Genomic DNA, 16,238 nt, shown 5'->3' with positions numbered 1-16,238 from the left:
CTCAGCCAAATGACTGGTTATAAAGATGCAAATATACAGAAAATGAATTACATTTGTGAAAAAGAATCTTAACTCTGAATGTTTATGGAACGTTTATTGCATTATGTTTGGAAATACAAACTATATGACGCGTCCACTTTAACCACTACCGACGGCGTCTCTTTCCAGGTGCTTGATCCGGGAATTCATAATACAGATGCCGGTCCCGACTTTTTTAATGCAAAAATTAAGATAGAGAATACCGTATGGGCCGGAAGTATAGAGATCCACGAGAAGGCTTCCGACTGGATACATCATCATCATGACAGGGATAAAGCTTATGACTCGGTTATCCTGCATGTGACCGGCCTCGATGATGCCCGCATCTTACGTACTACCGGAGAACCTATTCCCCAGGTTATCCTCACTATTCCGGAGAATATACGAGAGAACATAGACTGGTTGCTTCATCAGGAAACGGCTATGCCTTGCCTGCCCTACATCCGGGAGATTGAACCTTTGCACTGTTCTGTTTGGCTGGCAGCTCTTCTGGAAGAACGGTTGGAGCGGAAAACGGCAGATATACTGTCTTTATTGGAGCAATACAATAACGACTGGAATGAAGTGTTTTATATTACCCTTACCCGTAATTTCGGTTTCGGTGTCAACAGCGATGCATTTGAATGGCTAGCCAAAAGTTTACCCTTTCACTGTATCCAGAAACACCGATGCAATCACGCACAGGTAGAAGCCATGTTGTTCGGACAGGCGGGTATGTTGGAGTATCCCGGACATTGTCCCTATTATCTCCTTTTACAAAGGGAGTACCGCTTTCTCAAACATAAGTTCGGTCTGAAACCCCTGGATGCCTCTTTGTTTAAGAACCTGCGCCTGCGACCGGGTAATTTCCCACACCAACGGCTGGCGCAATTGGCTGCACTCTGGGTCAGATACGATACCCTTTTCTCCCTGATCCTGGAAATTACTAGTCCCAACCAGATAAAAAAATATTTCCGCATTCTTCCTTCTGCTTATTGGCAGACGCATTATCATTTCCGTCATGCTTCGCCGGTAAAAGAAAAAACGATAGGAGAGGAGTCGTTAAATGTATTATTGATCAATACCGTAGTACCCATGCTTTTTGCTTATGGCCAACATGCCAATCGTATTACCTATTGTGAACGGGCAAACACTCTGTTGGAGAAAATCCCTCCGGAGAAAAACAATATTGTATATACCTTCCGCAAAGCCGGGATAGAGGTGCGTCATGCAGGCGATTCACAGGCACTTATACAACTGAAACGAGCCTATTGTGATCAAAAAAAATGCCTTTACTGCCGGATTGGTTTTCGTTTTTTGAAGAGGAGTACGGTGCCGGTTAAATGAAATCCCGAATGCAAAGATTGATTAAATACGACCTCATCCTCGTTATGTCATTGTAATTTTACCTATTTTTGTCCTCTCCATAGAATGAGGATTGTCAGAATGAGGAAGATACAGAGAAAGAATGTCTTACCGGTAATAAACGGATTGTTTTTGTTACTGATCTATTCATGTGCAAGTATAGGTACACCCAATGGTGGACCCTATGATGAAACGCCGCCTAAATATATAAGCAGTACCCCGGCTCCCAACGAAATAAACTATACGGGAAAGAGGGTGGAGATTCTTTTCAACGAGCTTATCCAGTTGGAAAAACCATCGGAAAATGTCATTATAACCCCTCCTCAGTTGCAAATGCCTATCATCCGGGCACAAGGGAAAAAGATCGTTGTCGAACTGAAAGACTCCCTGCAGCCCAATACCACCTACACCATAGACTTTACCAACTCTGTCGTCGATAATAACGAAAAGAACGTATTGGAGAACTTTACTTTTGCCTTCTCGACAGGCGAAATGATCGACTCTTTGGAGATTTCCGGTTTGTTACTGAACGCAGAGAATTTGGAACCAATGCCCGGTATCACTGTCGGATTACATAAAAACCTGGAAGATTCGGCTTTCGTCAAAGAACCTTTCTTCCGTACATCCCGTACGGACGAGAGAGGGAAGTTCACTATCCGGAATATTTCCCCGGGGAGTTATCATATTTTTGGATTGAATGATGTGAACCGCGATTATAGATTCGATCAATCCGGAGAAGATATAGCCTTCTCCGACTCACTGATTGTCCCGACTTTTGAGTTTGCCATCCGCAAGGATACCACCTGGTTGGATAGCTTAACCATTGATACGGTGCGTACTATTCCGTATACCCGCTTTCTGCCGGATGATATTCAGTTACTCCTTTTCAAAGAAAAGTTCGAACGGCAATATATGTTGCGCCCCGAACGTGCGGAACGTCATTTGTTGACAGCCAAATACAATGCCCCGCTCGATACAATTCCCCTTCCCGTTCCGGTGAACTTCGAACCGGTAGAGAGTGATTGGTATTATATTCAAACGGCAGAGGAGGGAAGAACCGTGAACTTCTGGCTGATGGATTCTACCGTATGGAAGCAGGACACCTTGCGTTTGGCATTCACTTATTCCAAAAGTGATTCTCTGAATATCTTACGTCCGCAAACCGATACGGTACAGTTTAACTTCCGCAACCGTGCCCCGGAAAAGAAAAAAAACAAAAAGAATGACGAGCCGGACCCTGTCGTCTTCTTGGGGATGGATATAAATGCCGGTGGAACCCTCAATCTTTACGATACGGTATTTGTCTTATTCAACGAACCGGTATTGGATGTCTCAAAAGAAAAGTTCTTCCTGCATCAACGAACCGACTCCTTATGGGTGCCGGTAGAATTTGACTTCTCCCCGGATTCCACCAACTCCTTGCGCTATCTGATTAAACGTCCCTGGCAGTATGGCAATGAATATTTATTGGAGATCGACTCTGCCTCTGTCTTTAGTGTCTACGGGAGATGGAACAATGGGTTTAAGAGTGAGTTTAAGATAAAAAAGAAAGAAGAATACGGACACCTCTATCTCAATGTGTCCGGCATAGAAGCGGCTTCTTTTGTGGAATTATTAAACGCTTCGGATATGCCTGTCCGAAAAGCCAGGGTCGTAAATGGAGGTGCTTTGTTTATGGACTTAAAACCGGATAAATATTACGCCCGCCTGATTGTCGACCTGAATGAGAATGATATTTGGGATACAGGCAATTATGCCGAAAAGCAACAGCCTGAACCGGTCTATTATTATCCGAAAGTGATTGAGATAATGCAGAACTGGGAACAGGAAATTTCGGATTGGAATGTATTAAGCACCCCATTGCATATGCAAAAACCTCTTGATATCACCAAGAACAAGCCCAAAGAGACTACTCAGAAGAAAAGAGATTATAAAGAAGAAGGGAAAAGACAATCTTCAGGAAACTCCAATCGTGGGGGAGGCTTGTCGTTTTAAAAGGTTCTCTTCAGAAAGAATTTATAATACACCGGCATATGTTCAATCGATCGGGGCGAAAGGCAGTGGACTGTCTTTTCTGTACCCCGTACCGGTAAATGTAGCAATCAATTCTCCTGTTTCATTCTTTATGCGTACCTCGCAATTCGCCAATCGTTTGTGGTCAAATACTTCCTTGGCTTCTGCATAAAGGAAACCCTGACTTTCCGATTGGAAGAAATGGATGCTGGAGGTAATCGATAATGTAAGCCGGGCATGGCTGTTTGTTGCCGCCGCAAAAGCCAGGTCGGCCAATGTAAAGAGCGCGCCTCCCTGGCAAACACCGCCTCCATTTAGGTGCATCGGTTTTATCTCCATCCGGGCTTTGGCATAACCATTGCCCACCTCAAGAAGTTCGACTCCGGCAAAAAGGGCGAATTGATCGCCCTTTAAAAATTCATTTATAGTCATTTTGTTACTGATTAACCATCATTTGTTTATCTTCCATTCGGCTCCCTCTTTGGTGTCCTTAATCTCGAAACCAAGAGCCGTTAATTCATTCCGGATCTTATCCGAGGTCGACCAGTCTTTGTTTTCCTTTGCCTGTTGACGGATTGAAAGCAAAAGATCGATCGCTTTACCAAAAGCCTCCGTATGCCCCCCTTCCGCAGTGGCCTCGTCTTTTAGTCCCATAATATCCAAAAGGAACAATTGGAATACCTCCTGCAACTCTTTCAGATCTTCGGCAGATAAACTGCCTTTGCCGTCTTTGACCGTATTGATTGCCCGGGCGGCATCGAAGAGGTGAGAGATGGCAATGGGAGAGTTCAAATCGTCGTTCAATGCATCGAAGCATTTTTTTCGTAATCCGCTTACTTCAACAGAGGTGGTCTCTGCCGCTTGTATCTTAGACAAGGCGTGGTAGGCATCCATTAGGCGGGCCAAGCCTTTTTCCGAAGCTTGCAATGCTTCATTGCTAAAGTCTACCGTGCTGCGGTAATGAGCCTGTAGAATGAAGAAACGGATGGTCATCGGTGAATAAGCCTGTGTCAACATTTTATGATTGCCCGTAAAGAATTCGTCCAGCGTAATGAAGTTGCCCAATGATTTTCCCATCTTCTGCCCATTTACTGTGATCATATTGTTATGCATCCAGTAATGTACCATATCATCTCCTTGGGAAGCAACCGATTGCGCAATCTCACATTCATGATGCGGGAAGATCAAGTCCATTCCGCCCCCGTGGATATCAAAATGTTCCCCCAGGTACTTCTTGCCCATTGCCGTACATTCGCAATGCCATCCCGGGAAACCGTTACTCCAAGGCGAAGGCCAGCGCATGATGTGTTCGGGTTGTGCTTTTTTCCACAAGGCGAAGTCAATCGGATTCTTTTTCTCCTCCTGTCCATCCAGTGCGCGGGTGGTATTGATCATATCTTCAATATGCCGTCCCGACAGGATGCCATACGTATGTTGTTTGTCATATTTCTCTACATCGAAATAAACCGAGCCGTCACTCTCATAGGCAAAACCGTTTTGCATGATTTTCTCTACGAGCTCGATTTGTTCGATAATGTGTCCGGATGCATGTGGCTCAATACTGGGAGGAAGTACATTCAACGCTTCCATGGCTTTATGATAGCGATTCAGATAAAACTGTACCACCTCCATCGGTTCCAACTCTTCCAATCGTGCCTTCTTGGCAATTTTGTCCTCTCCGGCATCTGCATCATGCTCCAGATGACCTACATCCGTGATATTACGTACGTAACGCACCTTATAACCTAGGTGTTGCAAATAACGAAATAAGAGGTCGAATGTAATTGCCGGACGTGCATGTCCCAAATGCGCATCACCATATACTGTCGGCCCACAAACATACATGCCGACATGGGGGGCATGCAGTGGGATGAATTGTTCTTTCTTCCTGCCAAGGGTATTGTAAATATACAATGGATGTTCCATGATCTCTTTGTATTAATAAGAACTGCAAAGATAGAAATAATCTCTGTAACCCCCGGTTATTCATGAATAGATTGATCACAAAGCAAGGGAAAGACTGCCGCATTTATTCAAAACAAAAATAATATTTCAACCGTTCCATATCCGAGGCGGTAAATTCTTCCAATAACAGCAGGTTCTCCCAACCGGTGAGCTTCCCTTTTTGTTTATGTAACCTCTGGATGGCCCGTACTTGTTTGTAATTCAAATAGGGATGTCTGTTCAATGAATCGAAAGAAAGACTATTGAAGGAAGATTTGAGGATCAGTTGGTCGTTTACACAAAACCACTGCTTTAGCTTCTGAAACCGGTCTTCGTCTATTCCATAGACTTCAGCCAATTGTTCGACACTATAAAAACCGCCTAATAACTCCCTGTATTTTATGATCCTGCGGGAAAAGGTGCTGCCTATACCTGGTACCTTTTTCAGGACAACCGTATCGGCGGTATTCAACTCGACAATTGTGCCCACCCGATACTTCTCTGTTTGGGGAATCGTTTGATAAAAAGGTGCTTTTTTTGAAGGAGAGAGGAGTTGCTTAATAGGAGATTTCTTTTCTGAAGGGGGAATTATTTCTTTTTCTTCTTGCTGAGGATCTCTTTTTTCTTCCTTTTCAGGCAGATAAATACAGACAGGGGAAACAACCGGGGTGGATATACTGTCACTGCCGGGAACAAGCGCCCCACGATGATCTGTCAATATCAACGCAAGCCAGGCGGCAGTAATCAGGCATAGTAAAAAAGTCAATGCCCTTCGTTCTCCTTTGGAGAAATAAAAGAAATCACGCCAATGCATAGTCAGAGGTGTTTTGGTTATTAAAAAGGTAAAGATAAGTTTTCCCGGGGGAATAAACAAGGGCTTTAGGTTGCTATCAGAAAAGTCTTACCAATAGGTTCAATAATCCCAATTCGTTTAGGAAAACCAGTCCGATAAGCAGTGGTGCAATGTATTTCATAGCAAAGGCATAGGTATTAAAGAAATGAAAAGAGATCGTTCCCTCGTTTGTCAATTCCGCCTTCAGAATCTTTTTGTCTACGCGCATCCCTACAAAGATGCAAATCATCATACCGCCTAAAGGAAGCATGATCTTGGCCGTGATATAGTCTAACAGATTGAAAAAGGTTAATCCGCAAACACTGAAGTCTTTCAATACACCAAAAGAAAGGGAACTGATGGTGCCCAATACCAGGACGCCAGCTGAAACAAAGAGGGCCGCTTTCTTTCTTGATAGCCTATATTCTTCATGTACATAGGCTGTCGCTACCTCGTGAAGAGAGATGGTAGAAGTCAACGCCGCCACGGCAAGCAGGATGAAAAAGATAAAAGACCATATATTGCCCATCGGCAACTGATCAAAGACATTGGGTAAAGTGATAAACACCAACTCCGGCCCGGCTGTCGGAGCTATACCGAAACTGAAAACGGCCGGGAAAATCATCACCCCCGCCAGAAGTGCAACGACTGTGTCCAAAAGCGTCACTTGCAAAGCGGTGGTTTGCAGGTTGGTCTTTTTATTGAAATAAGAAGAATAAGTAATCAGACAACCCATGCCGATACTTAATGAGAAGAAGGCCTGTCCCATGGCACTTAATATGACCGATGAGGTGATCTTACTGAAATTCGGGTAAAAGAGGAAGGCCAGTCCTTTTTCTGCCCCCGGTAAGGTGACCGAGCGGATGCATAAGATGAAAAGTATGAGAAACAATAAAGGCATCATCACCTTGGAGGCCCGTTCGATGCCTTGTTTTACCCCGGAGACTATAATGATATGCGTCAGTAAAACAAAAGCAACTGTCCAGCCGATCGGACGCAACGTGCCGGAAGAGAAGATGTCGAAACTCTCTTTGAACTCTTCTACACTTTTCCCATGCAAAGCACCGGTTGCGGATTGCAGAATATACTCGCAGGTCCATCCGGCAATGACACAATAAAAGCCCAGAATAAGAAAAGCGGCAAGTACCCCATTGTATCCGATCAGACTCCATCGGGTTCCCGGAGCTATTGTCTTAAAAGCGCCGGCAGCATTCCGGTGGGTATGGCGGCCAATGAAGAACTCGGTGATCATCACTGGTAAACCTAAAACCAGGATACAGGCAAAATAAATCAGAAGAAAAGCCGCTCCTCCGTTTTCTCCTAACATATAAGGAAAACGCCAGATATTGCCTAAGCCGACGGCACTACCTACCGTTGCCATTATCACACCCAATTTACTGCCAAAAGTAACCCTGTTTTCGTTTGTCATATATTGTCTTTTTTATTCCGTAACAATCACGCCATCCCGCATATGAATGACCCGGTCCGTGTCGCGTGCCAGTTGCTCGTCATGTGTAACCAATACAAATGTTTGTTTCATCTGATCCCGTAATTCAAAGAAAAGAGCGTGAAGTTCCTCTTTGTTCTTCGTATCCAAACTTCCCGAGGGTTCGTCGGCGAGGATCACTGCCGGGTTATTAATCAATGCCCGGGCTACTGCGATTCGTTGCTTTTCCCCTCCTGACAACTCCGCCGGCTTATGTGTCATCCGGTCGGATAACTTCATGAAATCCAATAACTCTTTGGCTCTCTTTTCGGCTACGCCTGCTTTCTCTTTGCCTATAAGCGCCGGGATCATGACATTCTCCAATGCAGTGAACTCAGGAAGCAGTTGATGGAATTGAAAGACAAATCCTATGTTTTTATTCCGGAAAGCGGATAAGTCTTTGTCATTCATGCCGTCCACTAATGTGTTGTTGATGAGTAGTTGGCCGCTGTCGGGCGAATCCAATGTGCCGATAATCTGCAATAAAGTGGTTTTGCCTGCACCACTTGGACCGACGATGGCAACTACCTCACTTTTTTGAATGGTAAGATCAATGCCTTTGAGTACTTGTAGAGAACCGAAACTCTTTCTTATTCCTTTCGTTTGTATCATTATCGGGATGCATTTATATATTTTGTATCACATAGGAAGCAAGAAAACAACCGAATATAGCCGGCATATACGACACTGTTCCGGCAGTTGTCTTTTTGCATTCTTCATTCTTCACCTCTATCACTGCATCCGTATGAACCATCTCTGTCGAAAAAACAACAGGGATGCCTTTACGGATACCCTTCTTATGCAGACGCTTTCTGACCATCTTAGCCAATGTGCAATTAAAAGATTTCGAGATATCTGCCAATCGTACTTGGGAAGGATCCGTCTTCGCACCGGCACCCATCGAAGAAACAATAGGGATCTGCCTTTGCAAAGCGGCACAGATAAGATAAACCTTGGGGCTGAGTGAATCGATCGCATCCACAATAAAATCATAGGGGGCGGCAGAAAGAACCTCCTCCGTTCGCTCGTCCCGTAGAAATTCATGGACGACTGTTAACTCCAACTGTGGATTGATATCCCGTAAACGTTCTCCCATCACCTCGGCTTTGGCTTTGCCTAATGTCGTATGCAAAGAGGGTAACTGCCGGTTGAGGTTGCTTTCTTGCACCGTGTCGGCATCGACAATCGTCATCCGCCCTATCCCGGCCCGGCAAATCTGCTCCGCCGCATACGCCCCTACACCCCCTAAGCCAATGACCAATACGTGACATTGAGCCAAATGCGCTGTCCGTTCTGCTCCTAAAAGTAATTCTGTTCGGTTGTTCCAGGGAAAACTCATTATCTGTCTTTTTGGATACAAAAGTAGGTAAAAATCTACAATTCACTAATCCTCCCTTCATCGTATAAAAAACAAAACGGATAACCTTCTTAGGGAAGTCTTATGTATGGTGTCCCACTTTCAGAATCTTTTCTTGTCCGAGGGTAAAATAAAAAAGTCTGTTAATCTACTGACTAACAGACTTTTTGTCTTTTGTTGGCTTCTCCTGTCTTATTAGGATTTTACCGTTTTGTGGGCGTTGACGGATTCGAACCGCCGACCCTCTGCTTGTAAGGCAGATGCTCTGAACCAGCTGAGCTAAACGCCCTTGTAGGGAGAAATGTTGTTTTTTGAAAGTGGGCGTTGACGGATTCGAACCGCCGACCCTCTGCTTGTAAGGCAGATGCTCTGAACCAGCTGAGCTAAACGCCCTTTCAAAAGTATGCCTTTCTCTAAAGACGGTGCAAAGATATGTCTTTTTTTCTTGCTTCCAAACATTTGACTGGAAAAAATAAAAAACGAAGAGAAAATATACGGTTTGAAAGGGCTATGCGTTACAAAAAAACAGATACATTACTTTTTAGCGATTGAAACGGCAAGGTATCTATCCAGTGCATATCGACCGGGCCCTATGATAAACATAATAATGTAAACTATCATGTAGACAAATGCCAATTCTTTCACGGCGAAAGGATCTCCTCCATGGATAACAAAAAAGGCAACCCCCATAGTGAAAATCATTGGCAGGATGGCCAGGCGATACCCTATTCCCAAAATAAAGCCAATGGAGCAAATCACCTCTCCAAAAATAGCCAGCCCCAATGAGATGTCACTGCCTACTGCCAACGGGTCCGGAAAGTTCGCTGAGAGTTGCGAAAACTGCATCCACTTTTGCACACCATGTGTCATTAGCAAAATGCCAAACAATATACGGAAAGCCAATAATAATAAAGAGATGTTATGCCCCTCCGGTTTCAGGGGAAAAAGAAATTTTAGGATTGCATTCATACCGAATCTGTTTTAAAGGGATTTTTATGTATAAAACAGGAGGAAGGGTTGATTGTTTAATGTGGGGTGCGAAAAAGGTACGAAATAAGTCCGAAAAGGGTAGAATATTAACGCGTATTTGCGCATGTTAACGCACAATGAAAACCTTTTAAATAGCCGTAGTAGCCGCTTGGAAACAACAAAAGCCGCTCTACAAGCGGCTTCTAATGTACACCCGGCGGGAATCGAACCCACATCGTCGGAACCGGAATCCGATATTCTATCCATTGAACTACGGGTGCCTTTTACTAAGAATTCGGCAAAAGTACATATATTCTCTTAGTTTCGCAAACAGAAGGAGGTTTTTATTGATTTTGATAATTTGCACTGTTCTCTTGTGTATTTTCTTCCATTTTGCAAATAAAACAGGTGATATTGTTGATGTTTTGATCGATATAATTATCTTTGTCGGTCATAATCATGCACTAAACACAACAATTACATGAGCTATTTAATAAAACCGGCCGGATACAAAGCCATTCTTAATCTTTGCCAGACAGAACTCGGTATCAAAAAGATTAAAGACTTTTTCCAGCAGAACCTTTCTTCGGAGTTACGTTTACGCCGCGTCACAGCTCCTCTATTCGTTTTGAAAGGCTTGGGGATTAATGATGATTTGAATGGGACGGAGCGTGCAGTTACTTTTCCTATAAAAGATTTGGGGGACGCCCAAGCGGAGATTGTCCATTCCCTGGCTAAATGGAAACGCCTTACATTGGCCGATTATAACATAGAAGAGGGATACGGTATATATACAGACATGAATGCCATCCGTTCGGACGAAGAATTGGGCAATTTACATTCGCTTTATGTGGATCAATGGGACTGGGAGCGTGTCATGAGCCGGGAAGAACGCACGGTTGATTTCTTGAAGATGATTGTTCGTCGCATTTACGCAGCCATGGTTCGCACGGAATATATGGTGTATGAAATGTTTCCTAAAATCAAACCGGTACTGCCCCAAGACATATTTTTCATTCATTCGGAAGAACTACTGCAACGTTATCCGAACCTCACGCCCAAAGAAAGAGAGGATGCCATAGCCAAAGAATACGGTGCCGTATTCATTATCGGTATAGGATGCACGTTGAAAAACGGGGAGAAACACGATGGCCGGGCACCGGATTATGACGACTGGTCTACCGTCGCAACAAACGGGCAAACGGGTTTAAACGGAGATCTATTGGTTTGGGATGATGTTTTGAACCGTTCCCTGGAACTCTCTTCTATGGGGATACGTGTAGACAAAGAAGCTCTTTTGCGTCAGTTAGCAATCACCGGCTCGGAAAATAAAAAAGAATTATTTTTTCACAAACGTTTGTTGAACGACGAACTCCCCTTAAGCATTGGAGGAGGGATCGGCCAAAGCCGTCTGTGTATGTTTTACCTGCGCAAAGCCCATATCGGAGAGATCCAGGCAAGCATATGGCCGGAAGAGATGCGGCACGAAGCCGCGGAAGCCGGAATGCCGTTGATTTAAGGGGAAATAGAAAATGGAAAGTTGAAAATTAGAGGGAACTTCTTACCTTTGAGGAGATAAATAGAATTTTCCATTTTCAACTTTCAATTCATAGAAGTGTGGACGTTAAAATAGAACAGACCTGGAAGGAACAATTAAGTTCCGAATTTGAAAAAGATTATTTCAGACAATTGACGGACTTTGTTCGTACGGAGTATCAACAGGGAACAGTATATCCTCCCGGGAAAGAGATATTCAATGCATTTATGCATTGCCCGTTTGACAAGGTCAAAGTGGTCATTCTCGGACAGGACCCTTATCATGAACCCCGTCAGGCGCATGGCCTATGTTTTTCCGTGCAAGACGGAGTCTCTTTTCCTCCTTCCTTATTAAATATATTTAAAGAGATAGAAAGTGATTTGGCTCAGCCGATGCCAGCCAGTGGCAATCTGAATCGGTGGGCTGAGCAAGGCGTATTGCTCTTAAACGCCACCCTTACCGTGCGGGCGCACCAGGCAGGATCTCACCAGAACAAAGGCTGGGAAACCTTTACAGACGCAGTTATCCATCGCTTAGCCGAGAATCGTAAACATATTGTATATATTCTTTGGGGATCTTACGCCCAACGCAAAGGAGGTTTTATAGATGACACATGTAACCTGGTTCTTAAGTCGGCTCATCCTTCGCCTCTTTCTGCCTATCGGGGATTTTTCGGAAACAAACATTTCAGCAAGGCAAACGATTATCTGATAGCTACCGGGCAGTTGCCTATCCAATGGTAGACGATTAATACCATTTTAACGCATCGCGGTAATTGCTGCTCTGATCGTATTTCAGGTCTTTCAGTAAGGCAGAGCTTACTGCCACAGAGAAAGAATAAGATTTATAGGGGCCCACCGGAACAAAGCTGGCAGTCATCTGGAAACAATGCAAATCCCGGGAGATATTACATGTCATAAAAGATATTTTTTTCTGATCAAAATCATAGGTAGCATTAAAATTCAACCGCCAGTTCTTTGTTGGCTGGATATTCCCGTTAAAGCTGAGGCTGTGTGTTACCGCATACTTATACTCCAGATTCTTTTGGTCAATACTCCGCGTATTATACCCTAACCGCATGCTGTAACTAAAAGAAAGACTCCAGGGAATACTTGTAATCAGGTATCCGTCCGAATCATATTCACCCGTTTCTTTTTTAGCGCCCAACAAACGTCCCTCGTCTTTTTCACCATGTGCATGCATCCTATCTGTATCCATGCCATCGGGAGGGGTGTGCGCATCATCGCCTGCAGAGCCATTTGTCTTATTCGAAGCATCCTCTTCAGAGCCTCTGCCTAATAGTTTTTTGAGCGTTTCGTTATTAAAAGTATACGAGAAACTTGTGCCGGTAGACCGCAAACGTCCGATCCCCTTCCCTGCGTTCCAGCGCAACACATTGCGTTTGCGAAGGGTGGTGATTGTGCCATGTTCGTCCCTTGCTCCGGCTTCGTATGTATACGTATCAAAGACCCCGGTCAGATTCAAGGTATAGCTTTTCGATAGTTTCAGGCGCAGACCTACATTCAGGTCACTCCATTGGAAAGTATCAACGGCCATATTGTAACTCATGCCCAGAGAGAGTTTATCAATCAGACTGATTTTGCGTTCTCCGCTTGAATCCCTGGCCGATATTATTTTCATCTCAAGGTTATTGTCGAGGCTGAAATTGATGCTTCCGGACTTCCCTCTTCCCGGAGTACCGAACTGATTATGTGCAAACGGTGAATATTGATCCGTTACTTCTTTTCCATCGGATCCGATATAATGGTAAGTCTCATAATACCCATAGCGGGAAGAACCGAAATCCGGTGTGGCACTGAGGCTGATAGAAGGTTCGAACCGGTGCCGTATATGTTTCACCTTGGTCCACTTCTGCAAAGCGGCTATAGGAATAAAGTTTCCATACAATGTCGTTGAGGCAGAAACAGAAGCGCTGTAATCAAACAGTCTGTAAAAACCGTAGGTCGTATCTGTCGGTGCCAACCGTTGCAATTGCGGATCGTATGTTTTCTCTATTTTACTTGTATACCACCGTTCCTTATAATTGAAGCTGGGGGATATATTTATATATTTCAATACATTGAAAGTCGCACTGACAGGTATCGTATGCTGCATAGCGTTTCTCCAGTCTTTTACCAGGTTGGATTTCAGGATCAGGTCTTCTTTGGTATCGATACTGTTGCGCAGGTATCCGGTATAACTCATGGAGATTTTTTCATACCACCGGTCTTTGCCGATCGCATTTTTACGCTTAAACGGATAGATACGATTCATGGTGATCGATATATCGGGCAAGGTCACAGCAATTGCCGAGTCCTTGGAGCGTTGATTGATATTCATTGTTCCCGATATACTAAACGGACTGTTTGGGAAGCGCTGGGTGATGCTCACGGACGACCCTTTCGTATTCTGTGTCGCATCCGCATAATTGCCTGATCCACTGCCTAAATAACCGGTCGCACTATTCCTGTCGAAGCTAGAGGTTGCAAAGTTGACACTCGCCGAAAATGTTCTGTATGGATTGGCTTTGGCATCTTGTGTATGTGTCCAGTTGACCTTAAAGTCTTTCGACAGGCTATAATCGCCCTGTACCCCAGGGGGTAATTTTATTTTATCTCCTGTTTTGGTCACCTGGTAAGAAGCATTGAAATTGCCAGAGAACTTATAACGCTTCCGGTAGGAAGAGCGGGCGCTTAATCCCCAGGATCCTTTTGTATAGATCTCTCCCGTCAATGCCAGATCCACATAGTCGCTGATGGCAAAGTAATACCCTCCGTCCCGTAAGCTGAAGCCCCGGGCCGACTCATCCCCATAACTGGGCATAATAATGCCCGACTGATAGCTGCTGGAAAAAGGGAAAAAAGCGAACGGCAGAGCCAGGGGTAAGGGCACGTCTTCGATAACAAGGTAAACAGGCCCGGTAACGATGTTCTTATGCGGACGGATCTTGCCTTTGGTAATTTGTATATAAAAGTGCGGGTGGTCATGATGGTCGCAGGTGGTATAACGTCCATTGACCATATTCATCACATCCGATTCCATCTTTTTGGTTCGTTCAGCCGTCACAAATCCTTCGCCTTGCTGGGTAACCACATCGGATATATACCCTTTGCGGGATTTGAAATTATAGCGCATGGTACGCGACTCATACTGTTGCTCTCCTTCTTTGAAGATAGGATAACCAAACTCTTCTCCGATCGAATCCAAACCGAACTTGGCAAAAACAATGCTGCTGTCCATATTCATTTCGATGGTTTCGGATTGCAGTTCAATATTCTGGTATTTCACCACTCCTTCTCCAAAGATATACGCCCAGTTTCCCGCTGTCATCACAATGGAGTCGGTCGATTGATAGCTCACCGGTGCATCCAGGGCATTTTTCCGGGGCACACTGTCTGATTGCATGACACTGTCATTTTTGGCTATCAATAAAGTGTCGGAGGATGAGAAAGTATTGGAAATCAGCGTATCCCTGTCTAAGGGAGGGATGGGAGGCAGGATTTCTTCCAAGGAGTGGTTCATCTCCTGGGCAGACAGTAGGAGGGGACAGGACAAAAAGACAAAGAGGGCAAAAACGATCCGGCAAACGGCATTCCTCTTCCCCCAATCGGCAGGCAATAAAGGTCCTGGTCCAATTGACAAACAGCGTTGGTCCTTAGCCAATTGACAATTAGTAGCCACCTTAGGCGGCTGTATAGATGCCGTCTGTTTCCCTCTCATTGCCGGTTATTTCTTGTTCATCATCAATTATCGATTCCTTGTCAATCCGGCTGCAAATGTATAACAAATAAACGAGCCTGACAGAGAGAATTACCCTAAAAAGAGTTTACACCAATCGTCAAAACGCTCTGTTGTCTCTTTCCCGTAACGGGAAAGTCCCTGTTTTATCTTGTCGACGGACTTCTCCTTCTCCAATTTTGTCTTACTGAAAAACTTATCGGCGAAACAGATCAATTGTTCCTCCAAGGTCTCCGGTAAGAAGTTCCGCAGGGGTAACGGCAACTTCTGCTCCCGGATCATCTGCAGGCTTATGCCCGTTCCGGTATGCCGTTCGCACACCAATGCATGCCGCGGGAAACCCTCTTTACGCATCAGGTCTGCTCCCAGGTAGCCGTGACAAATATATTCCGCTTCTCCCCGACAGCCTATTGAAGGTGCATGGCATAAAAACACACCGATATCATGCAACAAAGCCGCTTCTTCAATAAACGTCTTGTCCAATGCCATCTCCGGATGCAACCGGGCAATAGACAAAGCCTTATCCGCTACGCTCCGGCTATGTGCCACCAGGATTTTGTACGATTCGGAACCGACAGGATAATATTTCTCAATCAATTGGTAAGGATCCATATAAAGGTATATTCTGTTTGTATCTATCATTTTATCTCCGTTCGATATAACTATAAAAACGCGGGGGAATAAAATTGCCGATAGCCGTCGGCAAAATTGCCGATATATGTCAGCAAAATTGCCGACAATTATCAGCAAAAGTGCCGACGGCTATCGACACTTTTATTTCCCAGCCCCAGGGGAGTTATTTTTTCTATCGTTCGCCCCTTTTACTCCTGTAAAAATACGTAATAACCTCATTCGTAACAACTGTATACGGATAATTAAGTATACCTACCCCTTTATATCCCCCGCCAAAGGGAGATATTCTTATTCATGAATGGAAACATACATTTGCAAAAGGCAGTAAGCCAAAGCCAAAAACATT

At 44.4% G+C, this 16,238-nt stretch carries 13 protein-coding genes and 3 tRNA genes; 4 read left to right on the top strand and 12 right to left on the bottom strand.

The features are described 5' to 3' along the window. Positions 1-84 precede the first annotated feature (84 nt). Together D0T51_RS03825 and D0T51_RS03820 are read left to right on the top strand one after the other, a co-directional pair. Positions 85-1,365, top strand: a complete 1,281-nt coding sequence (locus D0T51_RS03825; protein WP_163725423.1) for a DUF2851 family protein — start codon at positions 85-87, stop codon at positions 1,363-1,365. 99 nt (positions 1,366-1,464) lie between these two features. Then, entirely contained in the window at positions 1,465-3,378 is a 1,914-nt protein-coding gene (locus tag D0T51_RS03820; protein ID WP_163725420.1) for an Ig-like domain-containing domain, read from the top strand. Between the two features lie 42 nt (positions 3,379-3,420). Here the strand turns inward: D0T51_RS03820 and D0T51_RS03815 are convergent, their stop codons facing one another. From D0T51_RS03815 to D0T51_RS03770, 10 genes are all read right to left on the bottom strand, one after another. Continuing rightward, complete coding sequence (locus D0T51_RS03815; protein WP_163725417.1) at positions 3,421-3,828, bottom strand: PaaI family thioesterase; 408 nt, start codon at positions 3,826-3,828, stop codon at positions 3,421-3,423. An 18-nt stretch (positions 3,829-3,846) separates the two neighbouring features. Continuing rightward, entirely contained in the window at positions 3,847-5,322 is a 1,476-nt protein-coding gene (gene cysS, locus D0T51_RS03810) for a cysteine--tRNA ligase (protein WP_163725414.1), read from the bottom strand. A gap of 103 nt (positions 5,323-5,425) precedes the next feature. Then, positions 5,426-6,154: a helix-hairpin-helix domain-containing protein gene (locus D0T51_RS03805; RefSeq protein ID WP_163725411.1), complete on the bottom strand. Its 729-nt coding sequence runs from the start codon at positions 6,152-6,154 to the stop codon at positions 5,426-5,428. 76 nt (positions 6,155-6,230) lie between these two features. Beyond that, the gene (locus D0T51_RS03800) at positions 6,231-7,601 is read right to left on the bottom strand and encodes a sodium-dependent transporter (RefSeq protein WP_163725408.1); all 1,371 of its coding nucleotides are present in this window, start codon (positions 7,599-7,601) and stop codon (positions 6,231-6,233) included. A 12-nt stretch (positions 7,602-7,613) separates the two neighbouring features. Then, positions 7,614-8,270, bottom strand: a complete 657-nt coding sequence (locus D0T51_RS03795) for an ABC transporter ATP-binding protein (RefSeq protein WP_163725405.1) — start codon at positions 8,268-8,270, stop codon at positions 7,614-7,616. Between the two features lie 13 nt (positions 8,271-8,283). Continuing rightward, entirely contained in the window at positions 8,284-8,997 is a 714-nt protein-coding gene (locus tag D0T51_RS03790; RefSeq protein ID WP_163725403.1) for a ThiF family adenylyltransferase, read from the bottom strand. Positions 8,998-9,229: 232 nt separating this feature from the next. Continuing rightward, positions 9,230-9,304: transfer RNA gene (locus D0T51_RS03785), tRNA-Val, on the bottom strand. A gap of 29 nt (positions 9,305-9,333) precedes the next feature. Then, positions 9,334-9,408: transfer RNA gene (locus D0T51_RS03780), tRNA-Val, on the bottom strand. 141 nt (positions 9,409-9,549) lie between these two features. After that, a complete protein-coding gene (locus tag D0T51_RS03775) occupies positions 9,550-9,984 on the bottom strand; it encodes a DoxX family protein (RefSeq protein WP_163725401.1) in 435 nt (144 codons plus the stop codon). A gap of 209 nt (positions 9,985-10,193) precedes the next feature. Beyond that, positions 10,194-10,265 (bottom strand) — tRNA-Arg (locus D0T51_RS03770). 200 nt (positions 10,266-10,465) lie between these two features. On the opposite strand from D0T51_RS03770, the gene asnA reads away from it, so the two are divergent. Together asnA and ung are read left to right on the top strand one after the other, a co-directional pair. Beyond that, positions 10,466-11,503 (top strand): aspartate--ammonia ligase, encoded by a 1,038-nt coding sequence (gene asnA, locus D0T51_RS03765; RefSeq protein ID WP_163725398.1) that lies wholly within the window; start codon positions 10,466-10,468, stop codon positions 11,501-11,503. A gap of 98 nt (positions 11,504-11,601) precedes the next feature. Beyond that, complete coding sequence (gene ung, locus D0T51_RS03760; protein ID WP_163725395.1) at positions 11,602-12,264, top strand: uracil-DNA glycosylase; 663 nt, start codon at positions 11,602-11,604, stop codon at positions 12,262-12,264. Positions 12,265-12,268: 4 nt separating this feature from the next. On the opposite strand, the gene D0T51_RS03755 is transcribed toward ung, so the two are convergent. Both D0T51_RS03755 and D0T51_RS03750 read right to left on the bottom strand, forming a co-directional pair. Further along, the gene (locus tag D0T51_RS03755) at positions 12,269-15,043 is read right to left on the bottom strand and encodes a putative LPS assembly protein LptD (protein ID WP_373457003.1); all 2,775 of its coding nucleotides are present in this window, start codon (positions 15,041-15,043) and stop codon (positions 12,269-12,271) included. A gap of 288 nt (positions 15,044-15,331) precedes the next feature. Next, entirely contained in the window at positions 15,332-15,871 is a 540-nt protein-coding gene (locus D0T51_RS03750) for an HDIG domain-containing metalloprotein (protein ID WP_163725560.1), read from the bottom strand. Between the last annotated feature and the right edge of the window lie 367 nt (positions 15,872-16,238).

The sequence above is a fragment of the Parabacteroides sp. 52 genome (assembly GCF_010500925.1).
Classification (GTDB): domain Bacteria; phylum Bacteroidota; class Bacteroidia; order Bacteroidales; family Tannerellaceae; genus QVMG01.
Note: the sequence above shows the minus strand (reverse complement) of the source record. Positions and strands in the feature narration are given on the sequence as shown.